This window comes from Parasutterella secunda (assembly GCF_024733725.1).
Lineage (GTDB): Bacteria > Pseudomonadota > Gammaproteobacteria > Burkholderiales > Burkholderiaceae_F > Aphodousia > Aphodousia faecalis.
Genome location: NZ_JANRHP010000004.1, coordinates 65,499 through 83,260, shown reverse-complemented (window position 1 = coordinate 83,260; position 17,762 = coordinate 65,499). Strand labels below are relative to the sequence as shown.

Genomic DNA, 17,762 nt, shown 5'->3' with positions numbered 1-17,762 from the left:
GACTAGTTCGGACTAGACCATGAACAATGCCAAAACGAACACAGCGACCGTGCAAGGCAGAGCTGTACGCTTTGCAACGTCCATCGGGTTAGCCATAGCGATACCGGCCACAACAACCATAGCGCCAGCGATCGGGCTCATCGTACGACCCAATGCACCGGTCAAGAAGGCCAAGGCACCCAAAGCTTTAATTTCCATTCCGAATTCAGGAGCGTGCGGCGTCACAGCTTCGTTAAAGGCCATGGTAGCAGCGTCGCCAGAACCGGTGATGGTACCCATGATCCACGGACCGAGGGAACCGCCCCAACGAGCGATGTCATTGGAGTGCTTCAAGACGTCAACGAACGTATCGATCAAACCGGTAGCACGCAAGCCAGCTGCGAACACACCAGCGGCGATGATGATACCCATCACGTCAGCGTAACCCTTACCCATACCATTGAAGAATTGCTTGGAGAATTCTTGCGGGTTCGTGCGGTCAAAGGCAAAACCAACCAATAAGGTGATAACAGCACCCAAGACCATGGCTTGGGCCACACCCATCTTGATCACAGGCAACCAAACGTTACCGACAACGAGGATCGTGATCGGAACGAGCGGCATGATAGCCTTAATGGGATTAGGCTTGAAGTTGTCGTTTTTTTGAGCTTCAACGTCAACCTTTTCACCCTTGTGGTCGCCCAAGAACATGCAGACAACGAGCAAACCAACGACTAAGATCACACCGCAAAGAATGGACCACATAGCGTGGAAGGCGATGAAATCCATCACGTCGATGCCAGCCATTTCAGCAACGAACGGGTTGTGGGACGTACCCGGAGAGAGATAAGAACCGATCGTACCACCCATCACTGCAGCAGCGGCAGCGGCGGGTTTGATACCGGCACGCAACATCACAGGGATCAACGTAGAACCCACGGCAGCAGCACAACCGGCTGCAGACGGAATAGCGATGTTAATGAAGAAGGTCACAGCCGTGCAGATCGGGATCAAGAAGACGCCCAAACCGCGGATCGGAGCGGCCAAATAGTGAACGAGACTGCGGTCACATTGGGTGTAATTTGCAATGAATGCAAAACCCATTGACGAACAGATTGCCATCACCAAGGAGTTATTGGTCATGGACTTAGCAAACGAATTCAACGCACTCAACGGATCCATGGATACCAAGCAGAGCACGAAACCGGCCGTAAAGAGCACGAGACGCGTTTCCAATCGTTTGATCAAGGCATACACCGTCAAAATCGTAACGGCAATTGCCAACCATTCAAGCAACGACATGAGAAATTCCCTGTAAAAGGTTAAAAACACGAGAAAGTGCCGCTCTTAACGGCGGTTTTCTCACTGCGTTAAGTATCCTACACTTTCGCGATTCTGCCCACAGGGAAATCCCTGTAACGAAGCGCTTTCTGTGCAGAAGTTTGTAAATTTGCAGACTTGTTTGATTCAGAACAACAAAGGATGATGGCATGATTAGGGCAGATCTTCTAATTGATTGATATTAAATGACTTAATGTAAATTTAAGATTGTTTTTCGATTCGTAAAATCCCTACAATTAGACTGTTTGTTTTCTTTCTTGGAGATTCGCTATGTCAGAGTTGCAACAAAAAGGATTGGAATTCGCTAAAAAAATCTTTGACGATATTCGTGCTATGAGTGCGGACGTCCAAGGTGTTACGCGTCAGGCTTTTTCAGCCAAAGAAACTGAAGTTCTCGATTATTTAACGAAGATTGGTCAGTCTTTACAGTTGGAAATTACCCCGGATCAAGCGGGTAACGTGTGGATGACTCTGCCGGGTAAAGATCGTTCCTTGCCGGCTTTTGTCGCCGGTTCTCACGTCGACAGCGTTCCGCAAGGCGGAAACTATGACGGTTTGGCCGGTGTAACAGCGGCTCTGACAGTGGCATGGTGGATGAGACAAACGAGGTTTCAGCCTGTTCGTGACTACACCGTTTTGATGATGCGCGGTGAAGAGAGTTCCTTCTTCGGTAAAGCCTATATGGGTTCTTTGGGTATGTTGGGCAAACTGACTGCCAAAGATCTCGCTTTAAAGATTCGCGACGGTTCCTGCACATTGGCCGAAGCGATGCAATCTTGCGGTATTGATACGGAAGCTGTTTCCGGTGGAAAACCATTGGTTGATATTGATCGTATTGCGGCGTTTGTGGAACTGCATATTGAACAAGGCCCGACCCTGGACGCTCAAAAAGAAGCCCGTGCCGGTATTGTGACGGGTATTCGAGGCAACATTCGACACAAGGCTGTTCGCATTTTAGGGGAAGCCGCTCACTCAGGAGCAACGGATAAACCTTATCGACATGATGCGCTGATGGCCTTTACTGACTGGATGCAACGCGTTGACCGAGCCTGGGATCGGTGGCTGATTCAAGGTGAAGACTTGGTGTTTACCGTGGGTGTCTTGAAAATGGCTTCAAGTGCGGCCATTTCCGTTATTCCCGGAGAAGTGACCTTCTCGGTGGATATTCGTAGTTTAAGTGCAGATACGGTTAAACGCTTCCACGACTTGATGCAAAAATACGGCGAAGAAGTGGCTTCTGAAAGAGGCGTCAAGATTGAGTACGATCCCACTTTGGTGACAGCACCTTCCGGCGTTGATGCAGCATTAAGTGACAGATTGGAAACGAGCGCCAAGGCTGAGGGAATTCCATGTATGCGCTTGGCTTCCGGGGCTGGCCACGACTCGGCCGTGTTGGGTAACAACGGTATACCGGTTGCAATGATTTTTGTCGCTAACCAACTGGGTTCTCATAATCCTCATGAAGCCATGAAGATGGAAGACTTCATGCAGGGTACAGACATCTTGTGGGCCGCAGTGTCTCATTTTGATGAAAAATAGGAGCTAAAGTAAGGGAGTGCGGCGCACTCCCTTTAAGGATATGTATGACGCAAGCAGGGGAAAATAGCAGAAAAAGCTGCGTAGTGATTGTGGATGGCTCCCCGTTATTTCGGGAAGCTCTAGCGCGTCTTTTACATGCGGATGATGACTTTGGAAATGTCGCTGAAACGGGTGACAAGCAGTTGGGGATGTTTTATATCGACAGACTTCAGCCCGATTTAGTCATCGTTGATATGCATATGAAAAAAGGAGCTGCTATTGAATTGCTTCGTTATGCAAAAGCTCTTCATAATCCAGCCCGAGTCATTATGATGACCGATCGTGATGACAGTGAAGAATTGATGGCTACGGTCCAGCTTCAAGCCGAAGGGTATTTATCCAAATTGATTGAGGTTCAGGAGCTTTTGTCTCAAATCAAAAGGGTTTGTAATGGAAAGGTCGTTGTCAGCAATCGTTTGATGGCGGCCTTGACTCGTGCATTCAGGGATGATACTGGAGAAGTTGATCGGGATCTCAATTGTTTGACTAGTCGGGAAAAGGATGTATTGAAGTGCTTGTCTATTGGAATGAGTAACCAGCAAACAGGGGAGTATCTTTCGATTCAGTTAGGTACCGTCAAAGTGCACGTGAAGCACATTCTGAAGAAAATGGGCTTTGCTTCACGTACACAGGCAGCACTGTGGGCTCGTGATCGCGGCGTCACTATTTAGATCAGCGACAAAGATAAGCACGGCCAACGTGTGTGATATTTTCTAAAGAGTTATCTTCGTCCGTGGCGTTGATGGTTTCTGTGATCACAACAACATTAGCGCCTAATTCAGCAGCCTCATTTCTTAAATCATTTCTGGCTCCCAACGCTAAATTGCTATTAGATGTCCAGCTTCCCGTAAGCCAGTTTCCTTGAGAGCCAGCGACTTCTCCTTTGTAAGTGCATTGATATTGGGTAGGCAAACTTTGAACAATGACGACTTTTTGTCCCTGCGGGGTTACAGAATTGGCCATGCATCCTGTCAGAAGAGCAATCGTACAGGCGGCCATTGCTAAAAAACGAAAACGCATTTTTTATTCCTTTTAATCTAGTTTTCCGAATAGTGTACCGAATTCAAAATTGAATACCCAAAAAACAAACGCGACCCGAAGGTCGCGTTTGATGTCATTCAGTCAAAACTGAGGATTACTTCCACCAGTTGTTAACCGGTTCGTACTTAACGATCGGTTCGCCGCTTTCAACAAGGGCCTTACCGTTGCTGTAGTACGTCCACATCGTCATGGAACCGCAGGCGATCATCAAAACGACCACGCAGTACATGATCTTACGGAGGGCTTCACGGTTACCAGCGAAGACGTCCCACTTGACGCACAGACGATACAAACCGATCATGCCGTGCAATTCAGTGGCCACCAAGAAGACGAACGTCCAGAGCAAACCATTGTGATAGGTGTGAACGGAAGAAAGGTTCGGGCCAATGGCGTGCGGGTCGAGCAACATCGGGGTGACGTGCGGGAAGACCATACCGGTCAAGATCACAGCGGTCACGATTTGAACGATCCAAAGCGTGGTGTCGCGGTGAGCGATGAATTGGTATTGGCTCTTGATGTTATGGAACATACGATAGCTCGTCGGGAAGCGACGCAAAGCCATCAAAGCGTGGATGATCACCAAGAGGGTGATGGCGCCGATCAAAACGACGTGCATCCAAGCATGTTCTTCGCCATCGATCGGATAGCCGCCGGAGAAAGCGACCAAGTTCCAGAACACATCCTTGCCCAATTGAATAGAGCTCGTGAAAGCCATGTGGCAGAACAGGAACAAGCCGAGCAACAAGCCCGTAACGGATTGGGCAACGTCGCAGTAAGCCGGCCATCTGCTCTTGCGCTTGGCATTGCGCAATTCCACACCAGCGATGACTTCTTCAGACGTCGGGGTGTTGGAATACTTTTCTTGATCAGAGGTATACATCGACATGATGAAATTTAACCTTTTATTAAGAAGTTATGTCCTAAATTCAAAACGCGGTCCAAGCGCTTTGATGACGTTTAAAAACACAAACAGACAGAACGCTTCTGCGTTCCGACATGCGTATCATCCTCTCTTTTTCAGTAAAAAGGTTTGAGTTAGATCAGATGTTTTCAGCTTTTTTCAGATTAATTTAAGTTTTTATAATCAAAAATATAGGGTTAACCCTTACAAAAGTATTTCCAAACTGTAAGTTTATCCGAAAATACTAGGGTTAACCCTTAATTTTGCTGTTTGGATAATTTTTTAGAGAGTGCCGTACAAGCGGTCACCGGCATCACCTAAACCAGGAACAATATATGCCTTTTCATTTAAGTGATCATCCAAACTTGCGGTATAGACCTCGACATCGGGATGAAGCTTTTGGAAGGTTTCTACGCCTTCAGGTGCGCAAAGCAAAGACATGAAAATAATGTTTTCGCCTTTAACGCCGCGCTTTTTCAGCACTTCAACACCGTGTGCGGCAGAATATCCCGTTGCTAACATCGGATCCACTAAGAAAAATGTGCGGCCTTCTAAATCCGGCAATTTAACCAAATATTCGACCGGACGCTTATTTTCGTCTCGGTACATGCCGATGTGACCGACGCGTGCAGAAGGCATTAGCTCCAAAAATCCATCGGCCATACCTAGACCGGCACGCAAGATGGGAACAATAACTGGCTTCTTGTCAGCTAGAAATGGAGCATCAAAACGGCAAAGGGGCGTTTCAATGCTGTGGGTAGTAAGCGGCAAATTCCTCGTGACTTCGTAACCCATTAGTAAAGCGATTTCTCGAAGTAAGGCACGGAAATCCTTTGTGCAGGTGTTCTTATCGCGCATTATGCTGAGTTTGTGCTGAATCAGAGGGTGATCAACAATGTGTAAACGAGGAAAACGAGGATCGTGTTGCATGAAAAGTACTCCTTCTGAAAATCCTTCACCATCTTAGTCGTTTTCGAAAGGTTGGAAAAGTAATTTTTCAAAAATTCGTTACGATGAGGCGTTGCTCGTGATACAGTTATGAGGTTCATTAACGAAAAATTTTCGAGAACAGCCATGCATTTGAGAACCGTTTTCTTACTTTTATTGTTTGTCCTTTGTTCTGTTTTCCTTGTGGTTAACTGGGAAGGCGTCATGGCAAATGTCAATGTGAATTTGCTCTACACGGAGATACAGGCTCCCTTGGGACTCATACTATTGTTAGGACCCGGTTTGGTGATTTTGATTTGCTTGGTTTACGGCTTTGTTCAACAAGCGGCGCTTTCAATGGAATTGCGTCGTGTTAATAAACAGCTTCAGCAGGCACGAGATCTGGCTCAAAAAGCCGAGCAATCTCGTTTTGTGGAATTGAAAAATGAGATGCAAAAGCAGATTTTGGAGTTGCAAAATCAAAGTGCATCTCGCCATTCTTCTTTAATGGCAGCAGTCAATGGATTGCAATCGGCGGTGGATGAGAGTGCGCAGGAAACGGTGAATTCACTTTCCGCCAGTGTGGGAGAAGTGGAAGACCGTCTATCCCAGTTGGTTGAAATGGCTGCCGGTAAAGACATTAGTATCGGTGAAAAGAAAATAGAGGATACAACGAAGGAAAAATAAAACAAAAAATGGCGGGAAATCCCGCCATTTTTCAACGTTTTGAGACCTTTCTAACGCACCAATCGCCGAAACTCTGTATCACTTGGACAAACACAACAAGAATTAAAACAACAGTCCACATGACGTCAGGCATATATCGATTGTGACCATAACGAATACCGATGTCGCCTAATCCGCCTCCACCGATTGCTCCTGCCATGGCAGAGTAACCCACTAAGGTAACGATAGCGATCGTCACGCCGGCAACAATGCCGGGCATGGCTTCAGGAATAAGCACCTTATTGATGATTTGCATGTTGGTTGCCCCCATGGATTGGGCCGCCTCAATGAGTCCACGATCAACCTCACGAAGGCTTGTTTCAACCAAACGAGCGATAAAGGGAGCGACCCCAATTACGAGCGGCACTAATGTTGCTGTGGTGCCAATCGTTGTTCCGACAATCAAGCGGGTGAGTGGGTAAATAGCAACCAGCAAAATAATGAAGGGGGTTGAACGCACGGCATTTACAATAACACCCACAATGGCATTTGTAGCCAGCTTGGGCATTAAGCCGCCCTTATCGGTTACATGTAAAAGGACACCTAACGGGATGCCAATGATGCTGCCAAGGACACCGCTTCCAATCACCATAATGACGGTTTCAATAAAACCTTCCCCTAAAAGGGCGACAATGTCTGCATTCATACTAAGGCTACCTCTTCATACTCAACTTGGTTGTCATTTAAAAACTGTAATGCAGCCCGGTAATTTTCATAGTTGGGGCTTTCGGCCAAAATCGTGAGCATACCGAAACTGGTTCCTTTCAACTCCTCAACTTGTCCCTGCAAGATATTGAAATCAATTTCAAATCGACGGGTGATGATAGACAAAACAGGCAACGTGACTTCTGAGCCTACAAAGGTCAATCGGAGAAGTTTGGCGAAGCGGCCATTATTCACGGCGGTTTCTATACGCTCACGAACGGTGTTATAGATTCGCTGCGGCATGTCGTGAACAACGACGTCGGCAAGCATGGCGCGCGTTGTCGGGTGTTTAGGATGGCGAAATACCTCAAGTACCGTTCCGCTTTCCACAATTTCGCCTTTGTCCATGACAACCACGCGGTCGCATATCTGTTTGACTACTTCCATTTCGTGGGTAATTAGGACGATTGTGACGCCCAAGGTCTGATTAATTTTTAATAACAGATCCAATGTTGAGCGTGTTGTTTCCGGATCCAAAGCACTGGTAGCTTCGTCGGAAAGCAACACAATGGGGTCATTGGCCAGAGCTCGGGCAATGCCGACACGCTGTTTTTGACCACCGGACAATTGACGAGGATATTTGTTTTTGTGTTCAGACAAACCAACAAGGTCAATTAAATGATTAACTTTGCGGTCAATTTCTTCTTTGGGGACGTTATGCAGCTCAAGTGGCAGAGCGATGTTGTCGAATACGGTGCGAGAACTCAGCAGGTTGAAGTGCTGAAAAATCATGCCGATCTTTGAGCGAATTGTGCGCAGCTGATCAGCATTCATGTCATTGAGAGATTCGCCATTGACTCGAACGCATCCTTGCGTGGGTTTATTCAGAAAATTGATTGTTCTGACAAGAGTTGATTTACCGGCACCGGAGCGGCCGATAATGCCGAAAATTTCCCCTTTATTGATGTGAAGGGTTACATCTTTGACAGCGTGAACTGTTTTTCCGTCAGGGGTACTAAAGGCTTGAGAGAGGTGGTCGATGTCAATCATCGTATTAAACCCAAGAAGAATGAAGCGCTAAGCCTAACACAGAAAAAAGGTGCAGATACAAAAAAACTCGTCCAAAGGAACGAGTTTAAGAGATGGTGCCGGTTAGAAGACTTGAACTCCCGACCTTCGCATTACGAATGCGCTGCTCTACCAACTGAGCTAAACCGGCTTCCCATTTTCAGCCTCCCGTTTTGGGAGAAGCAGAATTATGCCGTAGTTTTTTTTATTTTGCAAATGACCCAAATCTCCCTCAAAAAGGGCTAAAGGAAAGTCTAAATTTTTTTGACCAACCTTTTAACAATGAAAAGGTATTCTTCTTTTGTTACTGGCGTAATCGACAAACGGTTTCCTTTTTGTAATACCCGCATTTGAGCGAGTTCAGGATACTTGCGAAGTTCGGAAATGCCGATTAGTTCTATAGCCTCATCAGCGCGAACGTCCACACAAACCCAGCGTGGGTTTTGACGGGAAGATTTTGGATCAAAGTAAACACTGTTTTGATCAAATTGTGTTTCATCCGGATGAGCACTGCTGGCAACATGAGCTAAGCCAGCAATACCGGGGTAAGCACATGAGGAATGATAGAAAAGTACGGAATCGCCGACAGTCATCTGATCTCGCATGAAGTTGCGAGCTTGGTAATTACGAACACCGAACCAGGGCACAGTCTGCCGAGGCATTTCCAGCACACTTTCAAATGAGCACTCTGAGGGTTCGGACTTCATCAGCCAATATTTTTTCATCGGGGTAAGACAAGGCTAGAGCAAAAGAAAAGTTCCCGATAAGGGTTGCCTTGCATCCTGAGTCCGAAGAGTCAAGATTGGTCGCCTCTGAGACGGGTTTCGGGGAAGCAACACGTGCCTCCGCACAGCCGGCCCCAAGTCCAGCAACCGGTTGGGATAAGCATTGGAACAAGGAATCTTAAAGCACTATCCGCCTACCGGGAACAAGATAATTGTCGTACAGATTGACTAAAAATACAAACAAAAAAACGGCAAATCAAAAAATATTAACCTGATCTGCCGTCGGTCAAAATTACCACTGGACAAGGCCGCTAAAGTGTGTACCTAAAATGACTACGCCAAAAATAATCCGGTACCATCCAAAGGGCTTGAAATCGTTGCTGGAAACATAACGCAAAAGCCATTTAACAACGATCAACGCGCTAATAAAAGACACAACAAAACCGATGCTAAAGCCCCAAGTCATGTCAGATGTCCAGACAAAACTGTGTTCATTGGAGACTCGTAAAAAAGTTTTCCCTAACGAGTAAACAGTGGCGCCGAAAATAGTAGGAATGGCTAAAAAGAATGAAAATTCCGTAGCGGCCTTTCTGGATAGGCCTAAGACCAAGCCACCGATAATCGTTGAGCCGGAACGGCTTGTGCCTGGAATCATAGCAATGCATTGCATACAACCGACCAGGAATGCATCTTTAATGGTCATGTCATCCATCGTTTGGACACGAGGGGCGTATGAACGTTTTGCATGTAGGTTTTCAATCCAGAAAATGATCAAACCACCCACAACAAGAGCCGTTGCGACAGTCACCGCATTAAATAACAGCCGTTCAATCATATCGGCGAAAATGACCCCTAATACGGCAGCCGGCAAAAATGCAACAACAATATTGATTGCTAATTGTTGCTCTTTTCCGGGTTTAAACAAATGGGTGAGAATATTCCAAAGTTTGACCCGATAGAACCAGCAAACTGCAAAAATAGCGCCGGCTTGAATGGCGATACTGAAAGTGTTGACTTCAGGGCCATCGAAATTGAGCAAGTCTCCGGCAATGATTAAGTGGCCAGTGGAAGAAATGGGCAGAAATTCTGTCAAGCCTTCCACGATACCAAGAATGAACGCTTTGATTTGATAAATGAGATCCATACTTAAACCGATTATTTCCGTTTAAAAACAAGGTCCCAAACACCATGGCCCAAACGTTCACCGCGAGCGTGGAATTTTGTCATCGGTCGCTCGGTGATGGGATTGGCCATAACGGGGGAGTACCCATCGTACAGATTGCTTAAAAGAGGCTCATTTTGTAAAACCTCCAGCATTTGCTCGGCGTAGTTTTCCCAGTCTGTCGCGCAGTGAATATATCCACCCGGTTTAATTCGTTGGACAAGTTCGTGGATAAACGGTTGTGCGACGAGACGACGCTTATGATGTCTGGCTTTTCTCCACGGATCAGGGAAGTAAATATGAACGCCCTGAAGACTGTCAAGAGCAATCATGTCTTTGACGACTTCAACTGCGTCATGTTGAATAATTCTTACGTTAGTGAGGGCCATTTCATCGAGCCGCTTAGCCAACGCACCGACTCCGGCGGAAAAAACTTCACAACCTAAAAAATTAACTTCCGGGTGCATCTGCGCAATAAGGGCCGTTGTCTCTCCCATACCGCAGCCAATCTCTAACACCCATGGTGCCTCGCGTCCGAAAAGTTCTGTCGGATTAATGAGTTTTTGTTCATATTCAACCGCGTATCGGGGAAGCAACTCTTCGAGCGCGCGCTTTTGAGCTTGGCTGATATGGCCGCGGCGCAGGGTAAAACTGCGGATATGTTTTTTCTTGAACGCCTCAATTTCTTCGGCGCTCAGGACTCTTCTTTCGGTCATACTAGAAAAAAACGGACTCTTGGGTCCGTTGCAATAAGAAAATTGGAGCGGATGAGGGGAATCGAACCCCCGTCATAGGCTTGGGAAGCCTCTGCTCTACCATTGAGCTACATCCGCAAAAACAGGCTTGCTATTTTACTGAAATTTCAGAAAAAATGGCGATAAATCACTAAAACGGCCTATGTCTATATAATCGCAAGGCTTTTTTCATTTTAGGATCAATATGAAGCAATTTATTTCTGATTTCCAGGCGTTTATCAGCCGTGGCAATGTTGTTGATATGGCTGTCGGTGTGATCGTCGGCGCGGCATTTACGGCTATTGTGAATTCTTTGGTTAAAGATGTGATCAATCCCATTCTCGGCGTTTTAATCGGTTCACAAGATTTCTCGAATTTTTTCTTTGTGCTTTCCATGCCGGAAAATTACACCGGCCCCATGTCCTATGACGCATTAACGAAGGCCGGTGCCGCCGTTTTTGGTTACGGTGCTTTTTTCACCGCCGTCTTTCATTTCCTCTTGATGGCTTTGGTGGTTTTCTGTTTAGTTCGTGTTGTCAATAAAGTTCGTACGGCTGCTGAGGCTAAGTTAATGGCTAAGAAAAAGGAAGAGGAGCAAGCCGCTAAGGCCGCTCCTGCTCCTATTCCAGCTGATATTGTTCTGTTACAGGAAATCCGTGATTTGCTCAAACAGCAGTCTGAAAAATAAGAAAAAAGGGGCGAGTCGCCCCTTTAGTGATCACATTGTTAGTGATTAGTAGTTTTCGGCTCGTACTTCAAAATAGCTTTGAGCATAGCCGCAAACCGGGCAAGCCTCAGGAGCCTTAACGCCCATTACAAGGTGACCGCAAATGCGGCATTCCCACATTGCCTGACCGGCCTTTTCAAAAACTTGCTTCATCTCAACGTTTTTGAGAAGTTTGCGATAGCGTTCTTCATGGGCCTTTTCAATAGCGGCAACAGCGCGGAACTTAGCAGCTAATTCGCTAAAGCCTTCTTCCTCTGCGTCTTTTGCGAAGCCGTCGTACATATCGGTCCATTCGTAATTTTCACCTTCTGCAGCAGCGCCGAGATTCTTGGCCGTATCTTGAATCCAACCCAAGGCATCGCACCACAAGCGGGCATGTTCTTGTTCATTACGAGCCGTTTGCAAGAAGATAGCGGCGATTTGTTCATAGCCTTCGCGTTTAGCTACTTCAGCAAAGTAGGTGTACTTGTTACGAGCTTGTGACTCACCAGCAAAAGCGGTCATCAAATTCTTTTCAGTCTTGGTGCCAGCCAATTGTCCGCAGGCTTTTTTGGATTCTTCGACAGGTTCGAAAAATTCAATTCCCTTCTTGCAGATAGGGCAAATGTAATCAGCGGGCAATTCACCTTCGCATTCGTGGATATAACCGCATACTTTGCAACGGTATTTCATTTTCTTTTCTCCTAAAGATGCACTACGGTCCGTGTAGTGCGTGTGTAAAAGTTTTTCGGCCAATTCCGATAATGGATGACCATAAAATTGTTCGTAGATACGCTTGATTTCTTCGTTTTCGTAGCTTGTACGGTGTGCCTTGTCAAAGCTGCTGTCACGAGCGTACAAAGCATCGATTCGCTGCTGACGAGTGAGGTCTTCTTGTCCCCAATTTAATTTGGGCTGACCGCCGCCCGAGATACAACCACCAGGGCAGGTCATCACTTCGATGAAGTGATAAGTTTTCTCACCCTTATTGATTTGATCGATAAGTTTTCCGGCGTTGGCGGTACCGTAAACTACGGCTACGTTTAGAGTCAAGTCAGCAATCCGAACACAGGCTTCTTTTACGTCTGTCAAACCTCTGACTGGTTGAAGATCATAGAATTCAGCAGGGGCCGCGTGGCCCGTCACCAGAAAGTGTGCAGTACGTAAGGCCGCTTCCATGACTCCACCGGTGTTTCCAAAAATAACGCCTGCACCGGACCCTTCTCCCATTAAGCGGTCATAGTGGGAAGGAGTGATGTCATCAAAACCAATTCCCTTAGATTGAGCCCACTCGGCTAACTCTGTTGTTGTAATAACGAAATCTGTGTCACGGATGGATTCATCTGCGTGATAGCGGCCGCTGCTATTGAACTCCTCGCGTCGGACTTCAAACTTTTTAGCAGTACAGGGAGCTAAAGCAACGTGGACGATTTTTTTGGCATCCAGTGCATTTTCACGAGCAAAATAGGTTTTAACCGTGGCCCCTTGCATACCAATCGGACTTTTTGCGCTGGAAATATTGGCAATTATTTCCGGGTGGAACGTTTCGGCATATTTAACCCAGGCGGGACAACAACTCGTAAATTGCGGCAGGGGAGCACTCTTTTTCGTGATTCTTTGCACCAATTCAGAAGCCTCTTCCATGATCGTGAGGTCTGCAGCAAAGTTGGTATCAAGCACATAGTCAGCGCCGAGTTGACGCAAAAGGCCCACCATTTTTTCTTCTTCAAAGCGACCTGCCTCAAGGCCGAAAGCTTCTGCAAGAGCCACGCGGACAGCAGGAGAAGTGGAAATGACGACAATACGTTCCGGATCATCAATAGCTTCTTGTACTTGAGAATACTCATTGCGACCTAAAAGGCTTCCGGTAGGACAGACGTTGATGCACTGGCCACAGTGAATACAGATGGCTTTATCGCCGGTTTTTGTTAAATCGTAATGACCGTGTACGCCGATATAGTCTTCGCATACTTGGCGGCACATGGAACAATTAACACATAAAGACTCATTACGAATCAATGCGGGATTATCCGGTTCGACAGCGACACGAACATCCAATGATTCATGCTTAGACATAGAATCTCCCAAACTCAAGATAGGCCAATGGGTGTAAAGGGGTTTGTTGTGAGTATAAGAATGCTGTCAACAAAAAACAATTCAAGTTGTCCGATTGAGCAATAGTTTTTATCTATGAAAAGGGCGTTTTTGATAGATAAAAACAATCAAAAACGCCTTCAGAAGAGATCATTTGTCTTTCAAGGAACGATTCTCTTTTTCCTCTTTTTTATCATCGTGTTCGTATGGACTGTTCCAAAATTTTGTGTCAGGGTTTTCTTTGCACCAACTGACAAAACCATAGATGATGATCAGAGGTAAAAGTATCCAGTTGAGCAGGAAATCCAACCAATCCATGAAAATCTCTTAACGATGGTAAGAGGTGACCAAGTCCACTTCCTCTTTTGCACCTAAGAAAACAGCAACGCGCTGGTGCAGTCCTTCCGGAGTGATATCCAAAATATCCTCTTTTCCGTTGGTGGAGCGACCGCCGGCTTGTTCCACCAACCAACTCATCGGGTTGGCTTCATACATCAGACGTAATTTTCCGGGTTTAGAAGGATCGCGGTCATCGCGCGGGTACATGAAAATACCACCTCGATTGAGGATGCGGTGAACCTCAGCAACCATTGCGGCAACCCATCGCATGTTGAAGTCTTTGCCACGCGGTCCGGTTGTGCCTGCTAGTAACTCAGTGATGTAGCGTTGCACAGGAGCTTCCCAATGACGCATATTGGAGCAGTTAATGGCAAACTCTTTGGCTTGCGGAGCAATTTCAAGTTTTTCGATGGTTTGGTAGAAATTACCGGTACCTAAATCGAGAGTGAAAAGCGTTGTTCCAAAACCGAGAGTAAAGACCAATTGAGTTTGCGGACCGTAAATGACGTAACCGGCGGCCAGTTGTTTTCTTCCGGGTTGCAGGAACTCTTCATCTTTGACGTCACGGTGAGGAGTGCCCGCCGGAAGGATAGAAAAGATGGTGCCAATTGAGACGTTGATGTCGATATTGCTCGAACCATCGAGCGGATCAAAGAGCACCAGATAAGGTCCAACATCACAATTTGCCGGTACTTGAAGCGCATGATCCATTTCTTCGCTGGCTACACCACTGACAAAACCGCTCTCAGTGCAGGCTCGACACATGATGTCGTTGGCAATAATGTCGAGTTTTTTCTGCGTTTCACCTTGAACATTTTCGCTGCCGGCTGAACCCAACACGCCGGCCAATGCCCCTTGACTGACTTTAAAGCTGATTTCTTTGCAAGTACAAGCCAAGTGATTGATCAAAGCAGTCAACCGAGGATCAACTCCATGATGCGTTTCCAAATCATGGAGGTAGAGGTCTAAAGTTTTTGCCATCTTAAAAATCCTTCTCAAAATTAATGGGTTGCATTATTGAGCGCTTTGCCAACGACCTCTTTGAGATCAGAAGACAAATTGGGTTGCGAATAAACATATTTGAGCGCACTGAACATCAGCTTAGAGCATTCCGGGGTGTATCGGCGCCAATTGTCTAGGCAGCGGGCTAAGCGACTCGAAACTTGTGGATTAATTCTGTCGAGTTTAAGTACTTGCTCAACCCAGAGTTTGTACCCGGCGCCATCCGGTCTATGGAACTCTGCCAGATTGTTTTGGCAGAATGCCAACACGAGCGAATAGACGTTGTTGGGGTTGTGTACGTTGTAGCCGGGATAACGCTCAATCAGATTTTGGACTACGTCAACGATTGGGCATTCGTCCATCGGAACAGTAGCGGTTGCTTGGAGCGTGAACCATTTATTAATCAATAACGGCTCTTTGCGCCATTCAGCTTCTGCCGCTTCCAATAGGGTAAATTTCGTTGGCGATGCGCTGTTTACGATAATTCTTAATGCATCCAGACGCTCGGTCAGGTTTTTGCTGGTTTCAAAAATTTGACGAGCCCGCAACAGCGACTTGGCATTGCCGCCTGCCAACAGTAATTCAAAGCAGAAAGCACGCATGGCCCGCTTCCCAGCCTCAGCAGCGCTCGACGAGTAAACGGGATTGGGTGCATTGTCATCAAAGACACGCATGATAACGTGTGAGAACTGTCTTCCAAGTTGTTCTCTCAGTGAACGAATAGCGGCACGAATCGCAATCGGGTTAATCATCGGCTGAGATTCGGCAATACGGGTTTCGCTGGGTAGTGTCAGCGCAATGGCTTTAAATGCCGGCGAAACGCTCTTGTCGGTCAACATGGATTCAAAGGCGTTTCTGTAGTGCGGATTGATGACCATACGCGTGCCGCGTTCAAAGTCAGCCACCATTTCGTTGATGCAAAGAAGCGATAGTTCCTCCATCGCTTGCGCGCGATTAAAGGCATCGTTGTCACATTGACTTAAAAAGACAAGCTCTTCGGGTGTGTAGTTGTAATCAACGATGATCGGAGCAGAGAAATTTCGAGCTAAAGAGGGGATGGGTTGTTCTTTAACGCCAACAAATACCCAAGTATGCTCTTCATCGGTTAGTTCTAATACGCGAGAAGTCCCCTTGGCGGTTGTTTCTTCTTGCAACTGCAATGCGATAGGCGTGCCCTTGCTGTTGAATAAAGCAATATCAAAAGGTATAAAGAAAGGTTCCTTCTTGTCCTGTCCCGGAGAAGGCGGACAAAATTGAGTCAATGTAACGGCATAGGTTGCGCTTTGAGCATCCCAGTGTGTGCGAACGCGTACATGGGGGGTTCCGGCTTGCGAATACCAACGCTTAAATTGATTCAAATTGCGCATATTGGCTTCAGCCATTGCATTAAGAAAATCTTCGCAGGTGGCGCAGCTGCCGTCGTGCTCTCTGATATAGAGATCTAGGCCTCTCTTGAATCCGTCCTTGCCTAAAAGTGTCTGAAGCATACGGATAACTTCAGCACCTTTTTCGTATACCGTGGTGGTATAGAAATTGTTGATTTCTTCATAAGATTCCGGACGAATCGGATGGGCCATGGGGCCGGCGTCTTCCGGGAATTGTCTGTCGCGCAGATAACGAACATCTTCAATGCGTTTGACTGCTCGGGCGGTGGAATCCCCCAGCATATCAGCTGCGAATTCCTGTTCACGGAAAACCGTTAAGCCTTCCTTTAAAGTGAGTTGGAACCAATCGCGACAAGTGACACGGTCACCCGTCCAATTGTGGAAATATTCGTGTCCGATAACACTTTCAATCCGAGCAAAATCACGGTCCGTTGCTACCTGCGGTGTTGCCAACACACAGCGAGAATTAAAAATGTTCAGTCCCTTATTTTCCATGGCGCCCATGGTGAAGTCATCGGTGGCGACAATCATGAAGCGTTCCAAATCAAGCTCCAGGCCAAACCGTTCTTCATCCCAAGCAATCGCGCGCTTTAAACTTTCTAAAGCGAATTCCGTTTTATCCAAATTGCGGGGTTCAACCCAAATCTGTAAAAGTGCCTTTTTTCCGTTTTTCAGTTGGAATTTTTCTTCGCGGCATTTCAAATTGCCGGCCACTAGTGCAAAGAGGTAGCTGGGTTTGGGAAACGGATCTTCCCAACAGGTGTAGTGCCAATTACCGTCCAATTCACCTTCTTCAATCAAATTACCGTTAGAAAGCAAAACAGGACAGACTGATTTCGGAGCATTGATTCTGATAGTGAATTTGGCTGAAACATCCGGTCTGTCAGGGTAGTAGGTTATCCGACGGAAACCTTCTGCCTCACACTGTGTCATAAAGTTCCCGTTTGACAGGTACAACCCCATCAACGAAGAATTAGCTTGAGGATTAATAACATTTTCGATTTCAAGCTTAATGTTTTCGGTAATACCGCGAAGCACAATGTCTCCGGTGGGTAATATCGTGTATTCGGATCTGTCCAATTCACGACCGTCAATGGCGATGCGAATTAAATCTAAATCTCGTCCATTCAGTACCAGATCATTATTGATTCGATCTTCATTGGGGCGAATCATCAAAGTACTGTGGACATGTGTTTGCTGAGGGTGAAGGTCAAACTCTAGATAAACTGAATCAACCCAGTGTGTGGGGGGAATGTAATCTTTGCGGAAAACGGTAGCCGACGCCATGCTTAAAACCTCTGAAAATCAGGACGTTTCTTGAGTACTTCAACCCAAACATTGTAAGCATTTAACAGAGATTTTTCTGCTTTCCGGTGACTTATTTTTTAACAAGAAGCGAACGCTCTGTC

General features: G+C 46.5%; 17 protein-coding genes and 2 tRNA genes. 4 read left to right on the top strand and 15 right to left on the bottom strand.

Translation table 11 applies throughout. The features are described from left to right. Positions 1 to 12: 12 nt before the first annotated feature. Complete coding sequence (dcuC, locus tag NW199_RS05395; protein WP_249091406.1) at positions 13 to 1,281, bottom strand: C4-dicarboxylate transporter DcuC; 1,269 nt, start codon at positions 1,279 to 1,281, stop codon at positions 13 to 15. Between the two features lie 309 nt (positions 1,282 to 1,590). On the opposite strand from dcuC, the gene NW199_RS05390 reads away from it, so the two are divergent. Both NW199_RS05390 and NW199_RS05385 read left to right on the top strand, forming a co-directional pair. Beyond that, positions 1,591 to 2,859: a Zn-dependent hydrolase gene (locus NW199_RS05390; RefSeq protein WP_258333869.1), complete on the top strand. Its 1,269-nt coding sequence runs from the start codon at positions 1,591 to 1,593 to the stop codon at positions 2,857 to 2,859. 44 nt (positions 2,860 to 2,903) lie between these two features. After that, on the top strand, positions 2,904 to 3,569 hold the full coding sequence (locus tag NW199_RS05385) for a response regulator (protein WP_022473619.1): 666 nt from the start codon (positions 2,904 to 2,906) through the stop codon (positions 3,567 to 3,569). A gap of 1 nt (position 3,570) precedes the next feature. On the opposite strand, the gene NW199_RS05380 is transcribed toward NW199_RS05385, so the two are convergent. The 3 genes from NW199_RS05380 to upp form a co-directional block, all read right to left on the bottom strand. Beyond that, positions 3,571 to 3,918 carry a DUF4156 domain-containing protein gene (locus NW199_RS05380; protein WP_022473618.1) on the bottom strand — a complete coding sequence of 116 codons (348 nt, stop codon included), beginning with the start codon at positions 3,916 to 3,918 and terminating at the stop codon, positions 3,571 to 3,573. 115 nt (positions 3,919 to 4,033) lie between these two features. Next, complete coding sequence (locus NW199_RS05375) at positions 4,034 to 4,825, bottom strand: fumarate reductase cytochrome b subunit (RefSeq protein ID WP_022473617.1); 792 nt, start codon at positions 4,823 to 4,825, stop codon at positions 4,034 to 4,036. Positions 4,826 to 5,122: 297 nt separating this feature from the next. Next, a complete protein-coding gene (upp, locus tag NW199_RS05370) occupies positions 5,123 to 5,770 on the bottom strand; it encodes a uracil phosphoribosyltransferase (RefSeq protein ID WP_249091399.1) in 648 nt (215 codons plus the stop codon). A gap of 144 nt (positions 5,771 to 5,914) precedes the next feature. On the opposite strand from upp, the gene NW199_RS05365 reads away from it, so the two are divergent. Beyond that, complete coding sequence (locus NW199_RS05365) at positions 5,915 to 6,454, top strand: lipopolysaccharide assembly protein LapA domain-containing protein (protein ID WP_022473615.1); 540 nt, start codon at positions 5,915 to 5,917, stop codon at positions 6,452 to 6,454. 31 nt (positions 6,455 to 6,485) lie between these two features. Here the strand turns inward: NW199_RS05365 and NW199_RS05360 are convergent, their stop codons facing one another. From NW199_RS05360 to NW199_RS05330, 7 genes are all read right to left on the bottom strand, one after another. Then, complete coding sequence (locus NW199_RS05360; protein WP_022473614.1) at positions 6,486 to 7,139, bottom strand: methionine ABC transporter permease; 654 nt, start codon at positions 7,137 to 7,139, stop codon at positions 6,486 to 6,488. Continuing rightward, positions 7,136 to 8,188 carry a methionine ABC transporter ATP-binding protein gene (locus NW199_RS05355; RefSeq protein WP_249091397.1) on the bottom strand — a complete coding sequence of 351 codons (1,053 nt, stop codon included), beginning with the start codon at positions 8,186 to 8,188 and terminating at the stop codon, positions 7,136 to 7,138. Before NW199_RS05355 ends, NW199_RS05360 begins: the two co-directional genes overlap by 4 nt. Positions 8,189 to 8,281: 93 nt before the next feature. Then, a tRNA-Thr gene (locus NW199_RS05350) sits at positions 8,282 to 8,357 on the bottom strand. A gap of 103 nt (positions 8,358 to 8,460) precedes the next feature. Then, complete coding sequence (locus NW199_RS05345) at positions 8,461 to 8,931, bottom strand: EVE domain-containing protein (protein ID WP_258333868.1); 471 nt, start codon at positions 8,929 to 8,931, stop codon at positions 8,461 to 8,463. 292 nt (positions 8,932 to 9,223) lie between these two features. After that, a complete protein-coding gene (locus NW199_RS05340) occupies positions 9,224 to 10,075 on the bottom strand; it encodes an undecaprenyl-diphosphate phosphatase (protein WP_022473611.1) in 852 nt (283 codons plus the stop codon). Between the two features lie 11 nt (positions 10,076 to 10,086). Then, entirely contained in the window at positions 10,087 to 10,809 is a 723-nt protein-coding gene (gene trmB, locus NW199_RS05335; protein WP_249091394.1) for a tRNA (guanosine(46)-N7)-methyltransferase TrmB, read from the bottom strand. A 43-nt stretch (positions 10,810 to 10,852) separates the two neighbouring features. Next, positions 10,853 to 10,926 (bottom strand) — tRNA-Gly (locus NW199_RS05330). A gap of 106 nt (positions 10,927 to 11,032) precedes the next feature. On the opposite strand from NW199_RS05330, the gene mscL reads away from it, so the two are divergent. After that, complete coding sequence (mscL, locus tag NW199_RS05325; RefSeq protein WP_022473609.1) at positions 11,033 to 11,515, top strand: large conductance mechanosensitive channel protein MscL; 483 nt, start codon at positions 11,033 to 11,035, stop codon at positions 11,513 to 11,515. A gap of 45 nt (positions 11,516 to 11,560) precedes the next feature. Here the strand turns inward: mscL and rbr are convergent, their stop codons facing one another. The 4 genes from rbr to pepN all read right to left on the bottom strand — a co-directional run bounded on the left by rbr (position 11,561) and on the right by pepN (position 17,640). Next, complete coding sequence (gene rbr, locus NW199_RS05320; RefSeq protein ID WP_258333867.1) at positions 11,561 to 13,609, bottom strand: rubrerythrin; 2,049 nt, start codon at positions 13,607 to 13,609, stop codon at positions 11,561 to 11,563. A 168-nt stretch (positions 13,610 to 13,777) separates the two neighbouring features. Then, positions 13,778 to 13,945 (bottom strand): hypothetical protein, encoded by a 168-nt coding sequence (locus NW199_RS05315; protein WP_258333866.1) that lies wholly within the window; start codon positions 13,943 to 13,945, stop codon positions 13,778 to 13,780. Positions 13,946 to 13,954: 9 nt separating this feature from the next. Next, positions 13,955 to 14,947, bottom strand: a complete 993-nt coding sequence (locus NW199_RS05310) for a class 1 fructose-bisphosphatase (protein WP_022473606.1) — start codon at positions 14,945 to 14,947, stop codon at positions 13,955 to 13,957. A 20-nt stretch (positions 14,948 to 14,967) separates the two neighbouring features. Continuing rightward, positions 14,968 to 17,640, bottom strand: coding sequence for an aminopeptidase N (gene pepN / locus NW199_RS05305; RefSeq protein WP_258333865.1), 2,673 nt, complete (start codon positions 17,638 to 17,640; stop codon positions 14,968 to 14,970). Between the last annotated feature and the right edge of the window lie 122 nt (positions 17,641 to 17,762).

What these genes read in the sequence shown, in the direction of transcription:
- dcuC (WP_249091406.1), bottom strand. Translation starts at nt 1,281, where the DNA reads ATGTCGTTGCTTGAATGGTTGGCAATTGCCGTTACGATTTTGACGGTG.
- NW199_RS05390 (WP_258333869.1), top strand. Translation starts at nt 1,591, where the DNA reads ATGTCAGAGTTGCAACAAAAAGGATTGGAATTCGCTAAAAAAATCTTT.
- NW199_RS05385 (WP_022473619.1), top strand. Translation starts at nt 2,904, where the DNA reads ATGACGCAAGCAGGGGAAAATAGCAGAAAAAGCTGCGTAGTGATTGTG.
- NW199_RS05380 (WP_022473618.1), bottom strand. Translation starts at nt 3,918, where the DNA reads ATGCGTTTTCGTTTTTTAGCAATGGCCGCCTGTACGATTGCTCTTCTG.
- NW199_RS05375 (WP_022473617.1), bottom strand. Translation starts at nt 4,825, where the DNA reads ATGTCGATGTATACCTCTGATCAAGAAAAGTATTCCAACACCCCGACG.
- upp (WP_249091399.1), bottom strand. Translation starts at nt 5,770, where the DNA reads ATGCAACACGATCCTCGTTTTCCTCGTTTACACATTGTTGATCACCCT.
- NW199_RS05365 (WP_022473615.1), top strand. Translation starts at nt 5,915, where the DNA reads ATGCATTTGAGAACCGTTTTCTTACTTTTATTGTTTGTCCTTTGTTCT.
- NW199_RS05360 (WP_022473614.1), bottom strand. Translation starts at nt 7,139, where the DNA reads ATGAATGCAGACATTGTCGCCCTTTTAGGGGAAGGTTTTATTGAAACC.
- NW199_RS05355 (WP_249091397.1), bottom strand. Translation starts at nt 8,188, where the DNA reads ATGATTGACATCGACCACCTCTCTCAAGCCTTTAGTACCCCTGACGGA.
- NW199_RS05345 (WP_258333868.1), bottom strand. Translation starts at nt 8,931, where the DNA reads ATGAAAAAATATTGGCTGATGAAGTCCGAACCCTCAGAGTGCTCATTT.
- NW199_RS05340 (WP_022473611.1), bottom strand. Translation starts at nt 10,075, where the DNA reads ATGGATCTCATTTATCAAATCAAAGCGTTCATTCTTGGTATCGTGGAA.
- trmB (WP_249091394.1), bottom strand. Translation starts at nt 10,809, where the DNA reads ATGACCGAAAGAAGAGTCCTGAGCGCCGAAGAAATTGAGGCGTTCAAG.
- mscL (WP_022473609.1), top strand. Translation starts at nt 11,033, where the DNA reads ATGAAGCAATTTATTTCTGATTTCCAGGCGTTTATCAGCCGTGGCAAT.
- rbr (WP_258333867.1), bottom strand. Translation starts at nt 13,609, where the DNA reads ATGTCTAAGCATGAATCATTGGATGTTCGTGTCGCTGTCGAACCGGAT.
- NW199_RS05315 (WP_258333866.1), bottom strand. Translation starts at nt 13,945, where the DNA reads ATGGATTGGTTGGATTTCCTGCTCAACTGGATACTTTTACCTCTGATC.
- NW199_RS05310 (WP_022473606.1), bottom strand. Translation starts at nt 14,947, where the DNA reads ATGGCAAAAACTTTAGACCTCTACCTCCATGATTTGGAAACGCATCAT.
- pepN (WP_258333865.1), bottom strand. Translation starts at nt 17,640, where the DNA reads ATGGCGTCGGCTACCGTTTTCCGCAAAGATTACATTCCCCCCACACAC.